We start from the raw sequence: 16562 nt of genomic DNA on the forward strand, positions 1-16562 counted from the left end.
GACAGGGCCGATACAAGATTGAAAGTTACTGTCACGCTCCGGTTTTCGTTCTTCTAAGTTCTATCCTCTACGTTCTAAGCTCTTACTTCTCATGTCTGATACCATAGTCTGCTTTGGCGAAATTCTCTGGGACGTGCTGCCTACCGGCAAGCAGCCCGGCGGCGCGCCTTTCAACGTGGCCGTACACCTGCACCAACTGGGCCTGCCGGTGGAGCTCATCAGCCGCGTGGGCGACGACGAACTGGGCCAGGAGCTGACGGCTTTTGTGGCCGGGAAAGGCCTCAGTACTGACTTCGTACAGCAGGGCAAAACCCACCTCACTGGCGTGGTGAAAGCCAACGTAGACGATACCAACGAGGTGACCTACAAAATTGTGCAGCCCGTAGCCTGGGACTATATCCAGTACGAGCCGGCCCTGGAGCAGCTGGTGGCCCAGGCCGATGTATTCGTGTTTGGCTCCCTGGCCGCCCGCCAGGCTGGCACCCGCGAAACCCTGTACCGCCTGCTGGAGCACGCCCGCTTCAAGGTATTCGACGTGAACATGCGGCCCCCACACTACACGAAAGAGGTGGTGAAATACCTGCTCGAAAAGGCCGACCTGGTCAAGATGAACCACCACGAGCTGGCCGAAATCATGGCCTGGTTTACCCCCGAAACCAACCGGGAGGTTGCCATGCAGTGGCTGGCCGAGCGGTTCAATCTGGCCGCCGTGTGCGTCACCTGCGGGGCCGACGGGGCGCTACTCTGGACCAACGGCCGCCTTTACCGCGCCCCCGGCGTACCGGTATCAGTGCGCGACACCATCGGCAGCGGCGACGCGTTTCTGGCGGCGCTGCTCAAGGGCTGGCAGGCGGGCCAGGAGCCCGGCGAGGCGTTGCGTTTCGCCTGCGCCACCGGGGCGCTGGTGGCTACCCACCAGGGTGCCACGCCGGCCTTCACGGAAACCGATGTGCGGCAGTTACTGGCCGGACAGGCGGTTTAGGGCGCTTTTGTTGTTTGTAGGACGTCATTCCGGGCCCCGCGAGGAATCTCGCATGCTGACACTGCCCCAGCCGCCCGCCGATGGTGCGCAAGCTGCTTCGGCTGCGCCCCTGCGCGCTATTGTTTCTGTTCTTTCCCCACCCACTGATATGAAAAAATCCTTCCTGCTCGCGCTGGCGCTGGCCTTCGGAACCCAACTGGCCCCGGCGCAAACCCAGCCGGCCAGACCGGTGCCGCCCGCTACGCCCCAATACCGCCCCAGCTACCACTTCACGCCCGCCGCTCACTGGATGAACGACCCCAACGGCATGGTGTACGTGAACGGCACCTACCACCTGTTTTTCCAGCATTACCCCGAGGGCATGGAGTGGGGCCCGATGCACTGGGGCCACGCCACCAGCCGCGACCTAGTGAGCTGGCAGGAGCAGCCCATTGCTTTGTTTCCGGATAAGCTGGGGATGATTTTCTCGGGTTCGGCTGTGCTCGATGCCAACAATACGGCCGGCTTCGGCAAGAATGCCCTAGTGGCCATCTTCACCTACCACAATCCCGAGGAGGAGAAGAAAAACACCAACAAGCATCAGTACCAGGGTCTGGCTTACAGCCTCGACAAAGGCAAAACCTGGACGAAATACACCGCCAACCCCGTGCTGCCCAACCCCGGCATCCAGGACTTTCGCGACCCGAAAGTGAGCTGGAACCCGGTGGCCAAGCAGTGGGTGATGACGCTGGCTACTAAGGACCGCATCACGTTCTATGGCTCGCCCAACCTGAAAACCTGGACCAAACTCAGCGAGTTTGGCGCGCAGCTGGGGGCCCACGGCGGCGTGTGGGAGTGCCCCGATTTATTCCCGCTCACGCTGAACGGTAAAACCCATTGGGTGCTGCTGGTGAGCATCAACCCCGGCGGCCCCAACGGCGGCTCGGCCACGCAGTATTTTGTAGGGCAGTTTGATGGCAAAACCTTCACGCCCACCACTACCACCCAGAAATGGGTAGACTGGGGCAAGGACAACTACGCCGGCGTAACCTGGGCCAATACCGGTGCCCGCAAAATTTTTCTGGGCTGGATGAGCAACTGGGACTATGCCAACCAGGTACCCACTTCCCCCTGGCGCAGCGCCATGACGGCTCCCCGCGACTTGGCCCTGCGGCAGGTAGGCGCGGAAATATACCTGACGTCTACGCCCTCCCCGGAGCTGGTTAAGCTGGCCCAGCCCGCCCAGAAGCTCACTAACCTGACGGTGAAAAACGAGCTGAGCCTGGCCGGTAAGCTGCCCGCCCCGGGGCCGCAGTTTCAGCTAAAAATGAGCATGAAGCAACTGCGGGATTTTCAGCTGGTATTCGGTAACTCCCAGGGAGAGGAGCTGGTAATCGGTTTCGACAAGGCCAAAAACGAGTATTACCTCGACCGGAGCAACGTGGGCGACAACAGCTTCAGCCCGAAATTTGCCGGCCGGGCTCCCGGGCCGCGCCTGGCAACCGGCCCCGCCGCCGACCTTACGCTGCTCTTCGATGCGGCCTCGGTTGAAATGTTTGCCGATGGCGGCCTGACCACGCTCACCGACATCTTCTTCCCCCGCCACCCTCTGACCACGCTCACTCTACGTACCCCCGACGGCCTCGCGGTGGAGGCGCTGACCTATGCTCGTCTGAAAGGCAAATAACAACCGATAAAACAGCCGCTTCGAGCGGGCAACTGCTTGGTTATTGCGTGCACTCCCGGCACACGCCGGCCAGCAGATAGTCGCGCGAATCAGCGGCGAAACCAGTGGGCAGTGCTACGGCCGGAATAGCTACCTGGTTGAGGCAGTAAATATGCTGGCAGTTGGTGCATTTGAAATGCACATGGTCATCGAAGTGCGCGTGGGCGCTGCACTCTACGGAGCAGGCCGCGTAACGCACGGTGTCGCTGGTATCAATAACACGGTGAATCAGGCCGCTTTCCTCAAAGGTTTTGAGTGTGCGATATAGCGTAATCCGGTCTACCTCACCGCCAATCTGTTGCTCTACCTCGTGGCCTGACAACGCAAATGGGGAGGCCGACAATGCCTGCAGTACCGCCCGGCGCACGGGGGTATGCCGCAGCTTGTGGTGAGTAAGCGTCTGGGAAATACGGTCGGGGCTTGCCATAGGAAGACAAAGATACGCGGAATACGCCGGCCGGATAATGCCTCAATGACGCCTCAAGGGATGTGACTGATCCATAAAAAAGGCCCCGACTCGTCAGCCAGGGCCTTCATATTGCAATAGGTGCAGCTCTTGCCGACAGACACACACCTGTAACCAGTCGGCAAGGCGAAACTACGTAAAACCTCGTTAAAACGTTCGTGCATCGGGTTGAATTATATTAGTAAAACTAAATAATAATTGATTGTCAATGCTTTAGCAAATAAGATGCTTTTGCCAGTTGAGGCGGCCTTAGGCGCGGGTTTCTCAACGGCTTTTACACAGAGTGCCGGGCCGGTATTTTATTGCGCGCCCTTGAAGCCGGTCGTGGCCGTAGCATCGTTGGGCCGGATGAGCAGGGCCTTGCCGTACAGCATCCAGGCCTCATTTTTTTGCCCAGGTTGAAGCAGGTCCAGACCAGTGACACGTTGGCATCGTAATCGAAGGGGTAGAGGTTCCCCACCTTCCCGAAGTAGCGGACGGCCTGGGTATAGCCTCTACCACATTACGGCCGTTACACGCGGCACGGTGCATATCTAGGACGTGACCATCCCTGTCAGCGACGAATACCGGGAGCAGTACGATCAGTTTTTCAGCCGCTGGAAGTAGGTGGCGGTACCTACGCTGGCTATAGCTGCAAAACCCGCTTTCCGCGCCAGGAGGGAATGTTTTTTGCGTGCAAAGGGTTCATATAAAACAGAACCATTTTGATTTATTTTAGAATTTATATTATAAATAGTCATATAAATTATTGTTTAAAACATAAATAATGTTTCCTTTGTATAGACGAAAGTTGCTACGCTCTGATCTGTACCCACCTGTTCTGTCTGAGTTTCCTGCGCACACCACACTCCCCTGCCACATGGAACGTTACCGGCACTACACTGACACTTCCCGCATTATTCTGCCGCTGGCCGATATGCTGCTCATTTTCGGAGCTTTCCGGCTGGCCGGTTTCCAGCAGCTGGGTAACTGGCACTTTGGTGGCTATTATCCCTTCTTCTACGTCATTTTTGCGCTGCTCTGGTGGATTCTCTCGGGGCAGTTTGCCAACATCTACCGCACTGACCGGCTCATTACCTACCCCGAGAAGCTGCTGTACCTCATGCGCACTTTTGTGTTGCATGCGGGGGTAATACTGCTGACCATTCTGCTGCTGGAACTCTACTGGCCGCCTGCCCGGTACCTGTTTGCGGTGTACGCCTTCTCGGTGACGGCCGTGGTGGCGGGGCGATTCCTCATGACGTTTCTGTATCGCACCTACCACCGTCATCTGGCCCGGCCCCACAGTCGCTTCGTGATTCTGGGCAGTGGCCCCAGCGGCCAGGAGCTGTACCGCTTTCTGGAATCGCACGACCCAATTGCCAACCAGTTCATGGGCTTCTTCACCGATACGCCCCACACGCTGCCTACCGAGCTGCGCCCGTTGGTACGTGGCCGCTTGGCCGAGCTGAAGAACTATTGCCTGCACGAGCAGGTGGATGAAATCTACTTCGCCATGCCCCTCGACCGGCGGCAACTCATCGAAGACCTGTCCCGCTTCGCCGACGAACATTTCCTTTCCTTCCGTATCGTACCTGATTTTCGCGGTACCGTCCGCAAAGACGTGAACGTTTATTTCTACGACCATCTGCCTATCCTCACCATCCGGCACGAGCCGCTGGGCATCCGTGCCAACCTGGCCGTGAAGCGGGTGTTTGATATCGTCTTCTCCCTGACGGTTATTCTCCTGATTTTTCCGGTGGTGCTCACGGCGCTGGCCGCCCTGATCAAGCTTGATTCGCCGGGCCCGGTGTTCTTCCGGCAGATGCGCCCCGGTAAGCGCAACCAGTTGTTTCCGTGCTTCAAGCTGCGCACCATGCGTACCAACCACGGCCAGAGCGAGCTGCAGGCCACCAAAGGCGACTCCCGCATCACCCGCGTGGGCCAATACCTGCGCAAATACAACCTCGATGAGTTGCCCCAGTTCTTCAATGTGCTACTGGGCCACATGTCCGTGGTCGGCCCCCGGCCCAACATGATTTCGCAGCTGGAAGAGTACAGCAAGCACATTCGCACCTACCAGATGCGCCACGCCGTGACGCCCGGCATCACGGGTTACGCGCAGGTGAACGGCTTCCGGGGCGAAACCCGGGAGGCCGGAACCATGGAAAAGCGGGTGGAATACGACCTGAAATACGTAGAAAACTGGTCGTTTGGGCTGGATATGAAAATCATCTTCCTCACCGTCTGGAATATGGTGCGCGGCGAGAAAAATGCCTACTAACGGTGAAATGGTGAGGTGGTGAAATGGTGAGTTTTCGTGCTATGTACGTGGTTCACGCCATCAGATCAATCACTTTACCACTTCACAAACTCACCACTTCACTACTTCCCCGATGCTGCCCAAGCTGCCTGTTCTGGATTCGTGGATTTCGACTGGGTCGCCGTCGGAGTTCGTGGCGGCCATTCTGAAGCTGGGCGCGATGCGCACTTCCGCTTACGTCTGCTTCGCCAACGTGCATATGGTGGTGGAAGCTCAGCAGGATGCCGATTTCCGGCAGATCCTGAAAGAGGCCGCGCTGGTAGCCCCCGATGGTAGCCCGGTAGCGGCCGCAGTGCAGTGGCTGAACCCGGGGCATGCGGCCCCGCAGCCCCGGGTAGCGGGTATGGATCTGTTGCCTGCGTTGCTGGAAGCCGCCGCCGCCAGCGGGCAGTCGGTGTACTTTTATGGCACCACGGAAGAAGTATTGCAGGCCATGGTAGCCCGCGCCCGGCGCGAGCTGCCCACCCTGCGCGTTGCGGGTACCTGCTCGCCGCCGTTCCGCCCACTTACGCCCGCTGAGGACGCCGCCGAAGTAGCCGCCATCAATTCCGCTGACCCCGATCTGCTGTTTGTGGCCCTGGGCTGCCCCCGGCAGGAGCGGTGGATGGCTGCCCACCGCGGCCGCATCCGGGCCTGTATGCTGGGCGTGGGCCAGGCGTTTCCGGTCTACGCCGGCCTGGAGAACCGGCTGCCCGCCTGGGCCCGGCGGCTATGGCTGGAGTGGGCTTACCGCCTGTGGCTGGAGCCGCGTCGGTTGTGGCGGCGCTACCTGATTACTAATTCCCGCTTTCTGTATCTGCTGACTCGTCGGGCTGCTGCCCAGCTGGCTGGCCGGCCCACGCCCCGTGCTACCGCTTAGCGGTACTACGCTTCCCCCATCTACCGCCTGCTGTTCAATCGGTCCTCCCATCTGTGATGGGCGGTGGCAGTATGCGTAAATGCCAACAGGATAATTATAATCTTATGTTTAAATATTTTAAAAAATAGTAATAAAAAATATTGACAAGATTATAATAAACTCTATATTTCTGAAACTTTAGCCTAACCAGATAAGAGCGCAAAAGCTGTCTGGGGTGCTTCTCGCTGACTTCTCTTTGATATAGTCTTTCTCCAACTCTGACCCTTATGAAAGCAGTAATTCTGGCAGGTGGCTACGGCACCCGCATCAGCGAGGAAAGCGGCGTACGGCCCAAACCCATGGTAGAAGTAGGCGGTAAGCCCATCCTATGGCACATTATGAAGATTTATGCCCACCACGGCATCCGGGATTTTGTGGTGTGCTGCGGCTACAAAGGCCATATGATCAAGCAGTACTTCTCTGATTATTTTCTGCACAACTCCGATGTGACGTTCCGGATGGACCGTAACGAGATGCAGATTCACCGCAACCACGCCGAGCCCTGGACCGTGACGCTGGTAGATACCGGCCAGGAAACCATGACCGGCGGCCGTTTGCGCCGGGTGCGCGACTACCTGACGCCCGGGGAGCCGTTCTGCCTGACCTACGGCGACGGGGTGGGGGACGTGGATATTCGGGCGGCTGTGCGCTACCACCGGCAGCAGGGCGCGCTGGCCACGCTCACGGCCGTGCGCCAACCCGGCCGCTTTGGCGTCTTCAACCTCGCTGATACCAGCAACATGGTGGGCAGCTTCACCGAAAAGCCCGAGGGCGGCGAAACGCCCTGGATCAACGGGGGATTCTTCGTGCTGGAGCCGGAAGTGCTCGATTACATTGCCGACGACGATACCGTGTGGGAAAAGGCGCCGTTGGAGCGCCTGGCCGCCGAAGGCCACTTGGCCGCGTTCCGGCACACAGGTTTCTGGCAGCCCATGGATACCCTGCGCGATAAAAACATGCTGGAGGAAATGTGGCAGCAGGGCCGCGCCAAGTGGAAAGTGTGGGATAACGCCCCCGAACCTATTGAGCCGGACCCCGTGCTGGCCGAAATCCTGGCCTCCCCGCTGGTGGCCCCGCCCACGGAGCGCGTGGCCGCCCCCACCATCATGCCCGCCGACTAAGCGGTGAACTTGTGAAGTAGTGAAATAAAGAGTTTGCCGTCCTGTCGGATCAAACTGCGCTAAGTCACTACCGAACATCAAACTCACCATTTCACCACTTCACCATTTCACTGTATGCAACGCATTCTTATCACGGGTAATATGGGCTACGTGGGGCCCGGCGTGGTGCGCCACCTGCGCCAGCAATTTCCGCAGGCCGAGCTTATCGGCTACGACATGGGCTACTTTTCGCACTGCCTCACCGGCGCGCAGCGGCTGCCCGAGTCGCGGCTGGACCGCCAGATTTTTGGGGATGTGCGCTACCTGCCGGCTGGTCTGCTCGATGGCATTGATGCCGTGGTGAGCCTGGCCGCCATCAGCAACGACCCCATGGGCCAGACCTACGAGGACGCCACCCTGGACGTAAACTACCGCGCCAACATTGAGCTGGCGCGCCAGGCCAAAGCTGCCGGCGTGAGCAGTTTCATATTCGCCTCTTCGTGCAGCATGTACGGAGCTGGCGGGGACGGTGCCAAAACCGAAAGCTCGCAGCTGAACCCCCTGACGGCATATGCCCGCTCTAAAGTACTGAGCGAAGTGGACCTGCGCCCGCTGGCCGATGAGAACTTTCTGGTGACCTGTCTGCGCTTTGCCACTGCCTGTGGCTGGAGCGACCGGCTGCGGCTGGATCTGGTAGTCAACGACTTTGTGGCCGGAGCCGTAGCGGCCGGCGAAATCAGCATCCTGAGCGACGGTACGCCCTGGCGGCCCCTGATTCATGTACAGGATATGGCCCGCGCCATTGAGTGGGCCATTGGCCGGCCGGCTGAAGTGGGCGGCACCTTTCTGGCCGTCAACACCGGCTCCGACCAGTGGAACTACCAGGTGCGCGACCTGGCCTACGCCGTGGCCGACGCTCTGCCCGGCACCCGCGTGAGCCTCAACGCCGATGCACCGCCGGATAAACGCTCTTACCGCGTCGATTTTAGCTTGTACCAGGAACTTGCCCCTGCCCACCAGCCCCGCCGCACCCTCACCGATGCCATTGCCGAACTGCGTGACGGCTTGCTGCGGATGAACTTCCGGGATGCCGCCTTCCGGTCGTCGGAGCTGATGCGCCTTCGGGTACTCACCAGCCTGCGCGACACGCACGAGCTGGGCGACGACCTGAGCTGGGTCCGCAACGTTAGCGCCCGGCCACTGGTGGTACCGGTGCCCGTTGTGGCCTGAGGCTTTCTTCTTCCTGTCCTGTCACCACCGTTCTACCAACTTTAACCGCCACGATCCATGATTTTCACCGAAACAGAGCTGCCCGGCGCTTTCATCATCGACGTTGACCGGATGGCCGACGAGCGCGGCTTTTTTGCCCGTTCCTGGTGCGAAGACGAGTTTGCCGCCCACGGCATTCTCATGCCGCCCCTGCAGGCCAACGTCTCCTCCAATCCGCACCGGGGCACGCTGCGCGGCATGCACTTTCAACTCTCGCCCCACGAGGAAACCAAGCTGATACGCTGCACGCGCGGCTCCATTCTCGATGTGATTGTGGACCTGCGGGAAGAGTCGCCTACGTACGGGCAGTGGCTGGGTGTGGAGCTGACTGCCGACTCGTTCCGGATGCTGTTTGTGCCCGGTCGCTTCGCCCACGGCTTCCTTACGCTGCAGGACAACACGGATGTGTGCTACCAGGTATCGGCCAAGTATGCGCCCGGCCATGAGCGGGGGTTGCGCTGGAATGACCCGGCCATCGGGATTCAGTGGCCTTTCGAGCCCCTGCTCGTTTCGGAGAAGGACCAGCACCACCCCGATTTCTACTTGCGGGTACCCGAGCCGGTAGAATAGCCGGGAACTGAAAAGTAAGGGCTAGGAATTGGGGCCAGCCCCGGCCGCCGGAGGCGGCCCCAATTTCTTCTCCATACCTCAACTTCATAATTCCAGAAACCCATGCTCATCATTGATACTGCTTTACAACAGCGCCAGCGCGAAGGCCGCCCGATTCGGGTAGCCATGGTGGGCGCGGGCTTCATGGCTCGGGGGGTAGCCCGCCAGATTTGCCGCTATGTGCCCGGGATGGAACTGGTAGCCATTGCCAACCGCACCCCCGAAAAAGCCCGCGCCATTTATGCCGAAGCCGGCGTTACGGATGTGGTGGAAGTAGGCTCCGTGGCCCAGCTAGAGGCCTGCCTGGCGCAGGGCCGCCCCGCCATTACCGATGATGCCCTGCTATTGAGCCGCGCCGCCGGTATCGAGGCTATTATTGAGGTGACCGGGGCCGTGGAGCACGGAGCGCGCGTAGTGCTGGAAGCCATTCGGCACGGCAAGCACATCATCCTGCTCAACGCCGAGCTGGACGGCACGGTGGGACCGATTCTGAAAGTGTACGCCGACCGGGCCGGCGTGGTATACACCGTGGCCGACGGCGACCAGCCGGGCGTAACCCTCAACCTAGCCCGCTTCGTGAAGGGCCTGGGCGTAACGCCGGTACTCTGCGGCAACATCAAAGGCCTGCACGACCCCTACCGCAACCCCACCACCCAGGAAGGTTTTGCCCGCCAGTGGGGCCAGAACCCCAGCATGGTTACCAGCTTCGCCGATGGTAGCAAAATCAGCTTCGAGCAGGCTGTAGTGGCCAACGCGTTGGGCATGCAGGTGGCGCGCCGGGGTATGCTGGGGCCCACCGTGGAAGCCGGTACGCCCATAACCAAGGCCGCCGACTGGTACCCGCACGAGCTGCTGCTGAATGGCGGCCCCGGCATAGTAGACTACGTGGTGGGTGCCGAGCCCGGCCCCGGCATATTTGTGCTGGGTACCATTGATGACCCTGTGCAGCAGCATTACCTCAAGCTGTATAAGTTGGGGCCGGGGCCGCTGTACTGCTTCTACACGCCTTACCACCTGTGCCACTTTGAAACGCCCACTACCGTGGCGCGGGCCGTGCTGTTTCAGGATGCGGCCCTGGCTCCGGCCGGCCCCATGTGCGTGGAAGTAATAACGGCTGCCAAAATCCCGCTCTTCGCCGGGCAGGTGCTCGACGGCATCGGGCACTACCACACGTACGGGCTGGCCGAAAATGCTGACGTGACCCGCCGCGAAAATCTGCTGCCGATTGGGGTGGCCGAGGGCTGTATTCTGCGCCACGATGTGCCCAAGGACCAGGCCCTCACCTACGATGACGTACTGCTCCCGGAAGGCCGGCTGATTGACCAGCTGCGCCGCGAGCAGGAAGAGTATTTCCGGCTGACCGTTGCGCCCTTCGATCAAGCCATTTCCCGGTCGGTCATGTAGCCGGTTCCCGGCCGGTTAAACCGCTTTCATCTCCTTCCCCCTTTCCCTCCATCAAAGGCTATGGAACAGATATCCTCGTTCTCGCCCACTGTAGCATTAGCTGTTGCCGATACCCGGCCTGTTCTGCTGACCAACCCGGATACCCTGCGGTCTGCCCCGGTGGAGCCGCCGGCTAGTCCGTGCCGGTTCTGCGGGGCCCCGCTCGATTTCACGTTTGTGAACCTGGGCACTTCCCCGCTGTGCCAGGACCATGTGCGCCCCCACGCCTTTAACCGGGCCGAAGCCTTTTACCCGTTGCACGCCCGCGTGTGCCGTGACTGCTTTCTGGTGCAGCTGGATGAGTTTGTGACCTCCGAGGAAATCTTCCAGAACGATTACGCCTATTTCTCTTCCTACTCGGCCTCTTGGCTGCGCCATGCCCGCCGCTACACCGATATGGCCACGGAGCGGTTTGGCCTTACCAAGGATAGTCTGGTAGTAGAGGTGGCCTCCAACGACGGGTACCTGCTGCAGTATTTTGTGGAGAAGGAAATTCCGGTGCTGGGTATCGAGCCGGCGGCCAACGTAGCCGGCCACGCTCAGGCGAAAGGCATCAATACGCTGGTGCGCTTTTTCGGGCTTGACACGGCCCGCTACGTGGCCGAGCTGAGCGGGCAGGCCGATTTGCTGTTGGGAAACAACGTGCTGGCCCACGTTCCCAACATCAACGACTTTGTGGCCGGAATGCAGATACTGCTGAAACCGAGCGGCGTTATCACCATGGAGTTTCCGCATTTGCTGCGGCTCATGGAAGGCAACCAGTTCGACACGATTTACCACGAGCATTTCAGCTACCTCTCGTTCTATACCGTGGAGCGCATTTTTGCCCATCATGGCCTCACCCTGTTTGATGTGGAGGAGTTGCCCACGCACGGCGGCTCGCTGCGCATCTTCGCCCGCCACACCGCCGATACGACGCACCCCGTAACTCGCCGGGTACGGGCCCTGCGGGAGCAGGAGTTGGAAGCCGGTATTACGGACCTGACGTATTATGCTGATTTCGAGGAGAAGGCCAAGGAAACGAAGCGCAAACTGCTTGAGTTTCTGATTGAGGCTAAGCGCGAAGGCAAAACGGTGGTGGGCTACGGCGCGCCGGGCAAAGGCAACACGCTGCTCAACTACTGCGGCATCCGCACCGATTTTATGGAATATACCGTGGATGTAAGTCCGCACAAGCAGGGCAACTTCCTGCCCGGCACGCGCATTCCCATCTGCCACCCCGACCTGATCCGCCAGACCCGGCCCGACTACGTGCTGATTCTGCCCTGGAACCTACGGGAGGAAATTATGGAGCAGATGCAGGATATCCGCGAGTGGGGCGGCCGTTTCGTAGTGCCCATTCCGGAGGTGCAGGTGTACCAATAGCCACTCATTGACTACCATCCGGGCCGCTGCCGGGCCGGTTTCTACTCATTTTCTCTCTCCCCACGATGAAAGTAGTTCTATTCTGCGGCGGGCAAGGTATGCGCCTGCGTGAGTTCTCCGAGAACACCCCCAAGCCGATGGTGCCGCTGGGCTACCGGCCCATGCTCTGGCACATTATGCGCTATTACGCGCATTTCGGCCACAAAGACTTTATCCTGTGCCTGGGCTACAAAGCCGATTCGGTGAAGCAATATTTCATGAACTACAACGAGTGCCTGTCCAACGACTTCGTATTCTCTAAGGGCGGGCAGCAGGTAAAGCTGCTCAGCTCCGATATCGACGACTGGAACATCACGTTCGTAGATACGGGCTTGCACAGCAACGTGGGCCAGCGGCTCCGGGCCGTGCAGCCGTTTCTGGAAGGCGAGGAAATGTTTCTGGCCAACTATGCCGACGGCCTGACTGACCTGGACCTGGATCAGCAGGTAGCCGATTTTACGGCTTCCGAAGCCGTGGGCAGCTTCATGGCTTACCAGCCGCCGCATAGCTTCCACGTGGTGGCTTTGAGCGAAGAAAATCAGGTGGAGTACATCAGCCCCATTGCTAAATCGGGACTCTGGATCAACGCGGGCTATTTTGCGTTTCGCTCGGAAGTATTTGACTACCTGGGTGAAGGCGAAGAGCTGGTGGAAGAGCCGTTCCAGCGGCTCATTGGGGAAGGCCGCCTGCAGGCCCACCGACACGCCGGATTCTGGGCCGCCATGGACACGTTCAAAGACAAGCAGCAGCTGGATGAGCTGAGCGCCCGGGGCAACGCACCCTGGGAGGTGTGGCGCACGCCCGCCGAGCCAGTGCAGTATCTGCAGCGGCGCGCCAAACTCCCTACAGCAGCAGCGGCCGCATGCTGAGCCTGAGCCCAACGGCTCCGTTACGGCTGCTGTGCCTGGGCGCGCACTGCGACGATATTGAGATTGGGGCCGGTGGCGCCATTTTGCGGTGGCTCCGGGAGGGCGGCGTGGAGGCCGTGCACTGGGTGGTGTGGGCTGCCACCGATGAGCGGGCCCGCGAGGCCGAAGCCAGCGCCCGGCTGTTTCTGGCCGCTGCCCCGGCCGGCACGGTTTCCATTACGGTACACCGCTTCGCCGACGGCTCTTTGTTGGCAGAGCGGGCCGCTATCAAAAGCGAGTTTGAACGCCTGAAGGGCTTCCAGCCCAACCTGATTCTGACCCATTACCAGCACGATTTGCACCAGGACCACCGCTTGGTGTCGGAACTGACCTGGAATACGTTTCGCAGCCACCTGATTCTGGAGTACGAGATACCCAAATACGACGGCGACCTGGGCAATCCGGCCGCTTTTGTGGAGCTGCCAGCCGCCGTACTCGACGAGAAGCTGCGGTTGCTCCGGGAAGGGTTTCCCAGTCAGGCCGGCAAGCACTGGTACGATGACGAAACGTTTCGGGCGTTGCCCCGGCTGCGCGGTATTCAAAGTGCCACCCGCTACGCGGAGGCATTTTATCTGCGCAAGCTGGTGCTGGGCGGGTGAAAAGCCCGGATCGGTTTTCGCATATCTGCTTGACGTTCTTTTCTGCCTTACCCTCATGCAACCGGCCGCTCCCCTCGTTTCTTTACCTCCCGATGCCGCCCCCACGCCGGGGGCGGCTATGCACGCGCTGCTGGAACGCCTGTTCCCAATTTGCCGCAGCATCACGGGCGAAGGGGTACGCCAGACGCTGAGCATCCTGCGCGAGTATCTGCCCGCCCTGCGCGTACACGAGGTGCCCAGCGGCACCCCGGCCCTCGACTGGACGGTGCCGGCCGAGTGGACCATCCGCGACGCCTGGGTGAAAAACGCGGCCGGAGAGCGGGTCATTGATTTTCAGCAGCACAACCTGCATATTTTGCAGTATAGCACGCCAGTGCACGGCTGGTTTTCGCGGCAGGAGCTGCATGACCACCTGTTCTCCCTCCCTGAGCAGCCCGAGCTGATTCCGTACCGCACGAGCTACTACCAGGCCAATTGGGGTTTCTGCTTGAGCCACCAACACCGCGAAACCCTGCAGGATGATTACTACGAAGTCTGCATCGACAGCACGCTGGATGAGCAGGGCAGCCTGACCTACGGCGAACTGGTGCTGCCGGGAGCCTGCGAGGAAGAAGTGCTGCTTTCCTGCCACTGCTGCCACCCGTCGCTGGCCAATGACAACCTCTCGGGGCTGGTGGTGGCCGTGTTTCTGGCCCGCGAACTGGCCCGACAGCCGCGCCGCTACACCTACCGGTTTGTATTCGGGCCGGGCACTATCGGCTCGATTGTATGGCTGAGCCGCCACCGTGACACTGTGGGCTTGATCCGGCACGGGCTGGTGCTCACGCTGCTGGGCGGCCCCGGCCGCTTCACCTACAAGCAAAGCCGGCGAGGCGCCGCCGAAGTAGACCGGGCCGTGGCCGTGGTGTTGCGCGAGACAGGTGCACCGCATACCGTGCGCCCCTGGCTGCCCTATGGCTACGACGAGCGGCAATATTGCTCTCCGGGCTTTAACCTGCCGGTGGGTTGTCTTTCGCGCACGCCGTTCGGGGAATTTGCCGAGTACCATACCTCTGCCGATAACCTGGAATTTGTGCGCCCCGAGCAGCTGACCGAAAGTCTGGGGCTGGTCATGAACATCTGCACCGCTTTGGAACACAACCGTACCTACCGCAACCTCAGCCCCTACGGCGAGCCGCAACTGGGCCGCCGGGGCCTGTACAAGGGCGTAGGCGGCGGGCAGGAGGGAGCCGACTGGCAAATGGCTCTGCTCTGGCTCCTCAACCTCTCCGACGGTACCCACAACCTGCTCGATGTGGCCGAAAAAGCCGCGTTACCCTTCCCTTTGCTGCACCGCGCCGCGGTAGCTCTGGAAGGTGCCGGACTGCTGCAACCCATTTCCTGATGACTTTCCGGCCGTGCTGCTTATAGCGTGTGCACCTCAACTGCTCGTTGTCAAGAGCCTCTATCATGCCAGATCCTTCCACCTTGGCCCCCGCCGCACCGCTCGCCGGAGCTACTTCTTTTTCGCAGCAGCCCCGCAGCTTCACCCGCTCCAGGCTGCTCAGAAGCCGGTTCAACCGCGTAATACCGGGCGGCGCGCACACTTATGCCAAAGGCGACGACCAGTTTCCCGAGTTCATGGCCCCTTACCTCGTGCGGGGGCAGGGGGCACACGTCTGGGATGTAGATGGCAACCAGTTCGTGGAGTTTGGGGCGGGGTTGCGGTCCGTGACGCTGGGTCATGCATACGAGCCCGTGGTGCAGGCCGCTCAGCGGCAGATGGAGCTGGGTACCAACTTCGGTCGGCCCGCGCTGCTGGAGCTGGAAGCAGCCGAGGAGTTTCTGGCTTTCACGCAGGCCGGCGATATGGTGAAATTCGCTAAAAACGGCTCCGACGTGACCAGCGCCGCCATTAAGCTGGCCCGGGCCTATACGGGCCGCAGTCTGGTGGCGGTCTGCCAGGACCATCCGTTTTTTTCCGTTGATGACTGGTTTATGGGTACCACGCCGCTGCAGGCCGGTATTCCGGAAGCCATCAGCCACCTCAGCCTGAAGTTTCGCTACAACGACCTGGCCAGTCTGGAAACCCTGCTGGCGGCGCACCCAGGCCAGGTGGCCTGCGTGATTATGGAAGTGGAGAAGGACCAAGCGCCGCTGCCCGGCTACCTGGCCGGCGTACAGGCCCTGTGCCGCCGCGAAGGTGTCGTACTCATCTTCGATGAGATTATCACCGGATTCCGCTGGCATAACCAGGGTGCCCAGTACTGCCACGGCATCCGGCCCGATTTATCTACCTTCGGCAAGGCCTTGGGCAACGGGTTCAGCTTGGCCGCCCTGGCAGGCCGCCGTGAGCTGATGGAGCGGGGAGGACTGGAACACGCGCACGAGCGGGTATTCCTGCTTTCCACTACGTATGGAGCCGAAACCCACGCCCTGGCCGCCGCCCGCGCCGTGATGCAGGTATACCGGCAGGAGCCGGTAGTGGAGCGGCTCTATGAACTGGGCGAGCGGCTGGCCCTGGGCTTCAACCAAAGCATTGCAAGCCACGGCCTGGCCCCCTACGTGCAGCTGATGGGCCGGCCCTGCTGCTTATCGTATGCCACGCGGGATGCGGCCGGGCAGCCTTCCCAGGCTATGCGGGCCTTGTTTCTGCAGGAAACTACGCGGCGCGGTATGCTGTGCCCGTCCTTCATCACCAATTATTCCATGACCGACGAAATCATTGACCAGACTGTGGATAGCCTGCACGAAGTGCTGGGCATCTACCGCCGGGCCCTGGATGAAGGCGTGGAAAACTACCTGGAAGGCCGGCCGCTGAAAGTGGTGTACCGGCGTTATAATTAACCGGCCTTTATACAGCTAAAAAAGCCTGTTCCGAAACCGGAACAGGCTTTT

At 60.5% G+C, this 16562-nt stretch carries 14 protein-coding genes; 13 read left to right on the forward strand and 1 reads right to left on the reverse strand.

Annotation, left to right across the window (positions count from 1 at the left end):
* Positions 1-91 precede the first annotated feature (91 nt).
* Positions 92-982 (forward strand): carbohydrate kinase family protein, encoded by an 891-nt coding sequence (locus EI293_RS07360; protein ID WP_170170289.1) that lies wholly within the window; start codon positions 92-94, stop codon positions 980-982.
* A gap of 148 nt (positions 983-1130) precedes the next feature.
* Positions 1131-2648, forward strand: coding sequence for a glycoside hydrolase family 32 protein (locus EI293_RS07365; RefSeq protein WP_125436506.1), 1518 nt, complete (start codon positions 1131-1133; stop codon positions 2646-2648).
* A 40-nt stretch (positions 2649-2688) separates the two neighbouring features.
* Here EI293_RS07365 and EI293_RS07370 read toward each other — a convergent pair whose 3' ends face one another.
* Positions 2689-3114 (reverse strand): Fur family transcriptional regulator, encoded by a 426-nt coding sequence (locus EI293_RS07370; RefSeq protein WP_125436507.1) that lies wholly within the window; start codon positions 3112-3114, stop codon positions 2689-2691.
* A gap of 898 nt (positions 3115-4012) precedes the next feature.
* Here EI293_RS07370 and EI293_RS07375 point away from each other — a divergent pair.
* The 11 genes from EI293_RS07375 (at position 4013) to EI293_RS07425 (ending at position 16511) form a co-directional block, all read left to right on the forward strand.
* A complete protein-coding gene (locus tag EI293_RS07375; protein WP_246010571.1) occupies positions 4013-5416 on the forward strand; it encodes an undecaprenyl-phosphate glucose phosphotransferase in 1404 nt (467 codons plus the stop codon).
* Between the two features lie 112 nt (positions 5417-5528).
* Positions 5529-6314 (forward strand): WecB/TagA/CpsF family glycosyltransferase, encoded by a 786-nt coding sequence (locus EI293_RS07380; RefSeq protein ID WP_246010572.1) that lies wholly within the window; start codon positions 5529-5531, stop codon positions 6312-6314.
* Between the two features lie 266 nt (positions 6315-6580).
* Positions 6581-7474 carry a glucose-1-phosphate cytidylyltransferase gene (gene rfbF, locus EI293_RS07385; RefSeq protein WP_081768429.1) on the forward strand — a complete coding sequence of 298 codons (894 nt, stop codon included), beginning with the start codon at positions 6581-6583 and terminating at the stop codon, positions 7472-7474.
* A 114-nt stretch (positions 7475-7588) separates the two neighbouring features.
* Complete coding sequence (locus EI293_RS07390) at positions 7589-8683, forward strand: NAD-dependent epimerase/dehydratase family protein (RefSeq protein WP_125436508.1); 1095 nt, start codon at positions 7589-7591, stop codon at positions 8681-8683.
* A gap of 57 nt (positions 8684-8740) precedes the next feature.
* A complete protein-coding gene (rfbC, locus tag EI293_RS07395; RefSeq protein ID WP_125436509.1) occupies positions 8741-9292 on the forward strand; it encodes a dTDP-4-dehydrorhamnose 3,5-epimerase in 552 nt (183 codons plus the stop codon).
* A 102-nt stretch (positions 9293-9394) separates the two neighbouring features.
* Positions 9395-10735, forward strand: a complete 1341-nt coding sequence (locus EI293_RS07400; protein ID WP_125436510.1) for an NAD(P)H-dependent oxidoreductase — start codon at positions 9395-9397, stop codon at positions 10733-10735.
* A gap of 60 nt (positions 10736-10795) precedes the next feature.
* Entirely contained in the window at positions 10796-12139 is a 1344-nt protein-coding gene (locus EI293_RS07405; RefSeq protein WP_125436511.1) for a class I SAM-dependent methyltransferase, read from the forward strand.
* A gap of 65 nt (positions 12140-12204) precedes the next feature.
* Positions 12205-13047, forward strand: a complete 843-nt coding sequence (locus EI293_RS07410; protein ID WP_125436512.1) for a sugar phosphate nucleotidyltransferase — start codon at positions 12205-12207, stop codon at positions 13045-13047.
* Entirely contained in the window at positions 13041-13685 is a 645-nt protein-coding gene (locus EI293_RS07415; RefSeq protein ID WP_125436513.1) for a PIG-L deacetylase family protein, read from the forward strand. The genes EI293_RS07410 and EI293_RS07415 overlap by 7 nt, the downstream gene beginning before the upstream one ends.
* A gap of 55 nt (positions 13686-13740) precedes the next feature.
* Positions 13741-15069 carry a DUF4910 domain-containing protein gene (locus EI293_RS07420; protein WP_211339515.1) on the forward strand — a complete coding sequence of 443 codons (1329 nt, stop codon included), beginning with the start codon at positions 13741-13743 and terminating at the stop codon, positions 15067-15069.
* Between the two features lie 65 nt (positions 15070-15134).
* Positions 15135-16511, forward strand: a complete 1377-nt coding sequence (locus EI293_RS07425) for a glutamate-1-semialdehyde 2,1-aminomutase (protein ID WP_125436514.1) — start codon at positions 15135-15137, stop codon at positions 16509-16511.
* The last annotated feature ends 51 nt before the right edge of the window (positions 16512-16562 follow it).

This window comes from Hymenobacter perfusus, assembly GCF_003944765.1.
GTDB lineage: Bacteria > Bacteroidota > Bacteroidia > Cytophagales > Hymenobacteraceae > Hymenobacter > Hymenobacter perfusus.

Bases quoted from the DNA above. Each gene is read 5' to 3' on its own strand.
- EI293_RS07365 (WP_125436506.1), top strand. From the start codon at position 1,131: ATGAAAAAATCCTTCCTGCTCGCGCTGGCGCTGGCCTTCGGAACCCAA.
- EI293_RS07415 (WP_125436513.1), top strand. From the start codon at position 13,041: ATGCTGAGCCTGAGCCCAACGGCTCCGTTACGGCTGCTGTGCCTGGGC.
- EI293_RS07360 (WP_170170289.1), top strand. From the start codon at position 92: ATGTCTGATACCATAGTCTGCTTTGGCGAAATTCTCTGGGACGTGCTG.
- EI293_RS07420 (WP_211339515.1), top strand. From the start codon at position 13,741: ATGCAACCGGCCGCTCCCCTCGTTTCTTTACCTCCCGATGCCGCCCCC.
- EI293_RS07375 (WP_246010571.1), top strand. From the start codon at position 4,013: ATGGAACGTTACCGGCACTACACTGACACTTCCCGCATTATTCTGCCG.
- EI293_RS07380 (WP_246010572.1), top strand. From the start codon at position 5,529: ATGCTGCCCAAGCTGCCTGTTCTGGATTCGTGGATTTCGACTGGGTCG.
- EI293_RS07390 (WP_125436508.1), top strand. From the start codon at position 7,589: ATGCAACGCATTCTTATCACGGGTAATATGGGCTACGTGGGGCCCGGC.
- EI293_RS07425 (WP_125436514.1), top strand. From the start codon at position 15,135: ATGCCAGATCCTTCCACCTTGGCCCCCGCCGCACCGCTCGCCGGAGCT.
- rfbC (WP_125436509.1), top strand. From the start codon at position 8,741: ATGATTTTCACCGAAACAGAGCTGCCCGGCGCTTTCATCATCGACGTT.
- EI293_RS07400 (WP_125436510.1), top strand. From the start codon at position 9,395: ATGCTCATCATTGATACTGCTTTACAACAGCGCCAGCGCGAAGGCCGC.
- rfbF (WP_081768429.1), top strand. From the start codon at position 6,581: ATGAAAGCAGTAATTCTGGCAGGTGGCTACGGCACCCGCATCAGCGAG.
- EI293_RS07405 (WP_125436511.1), top strand. From the start codon at position 10,796: ATGGAACAGATATCCTCGTTCTCGCCCACTGTAGCATTAGCTGTTGCC.
- EI293_RS07410 (WP_125436512.1), top strand. From the start codon at position 12,205: ATGAAAGTAGTTCTATTCTGCGGCGGGCAAGGTATGCGCCTGCGTGAG.
- EI293_RS07370 (WP_125436507.1), bottom strand. From the start codon at position 3,114: ATGGCAAGCCCCGACCGTATTTCCCAGACGCTTACTCACCACAAGCTG.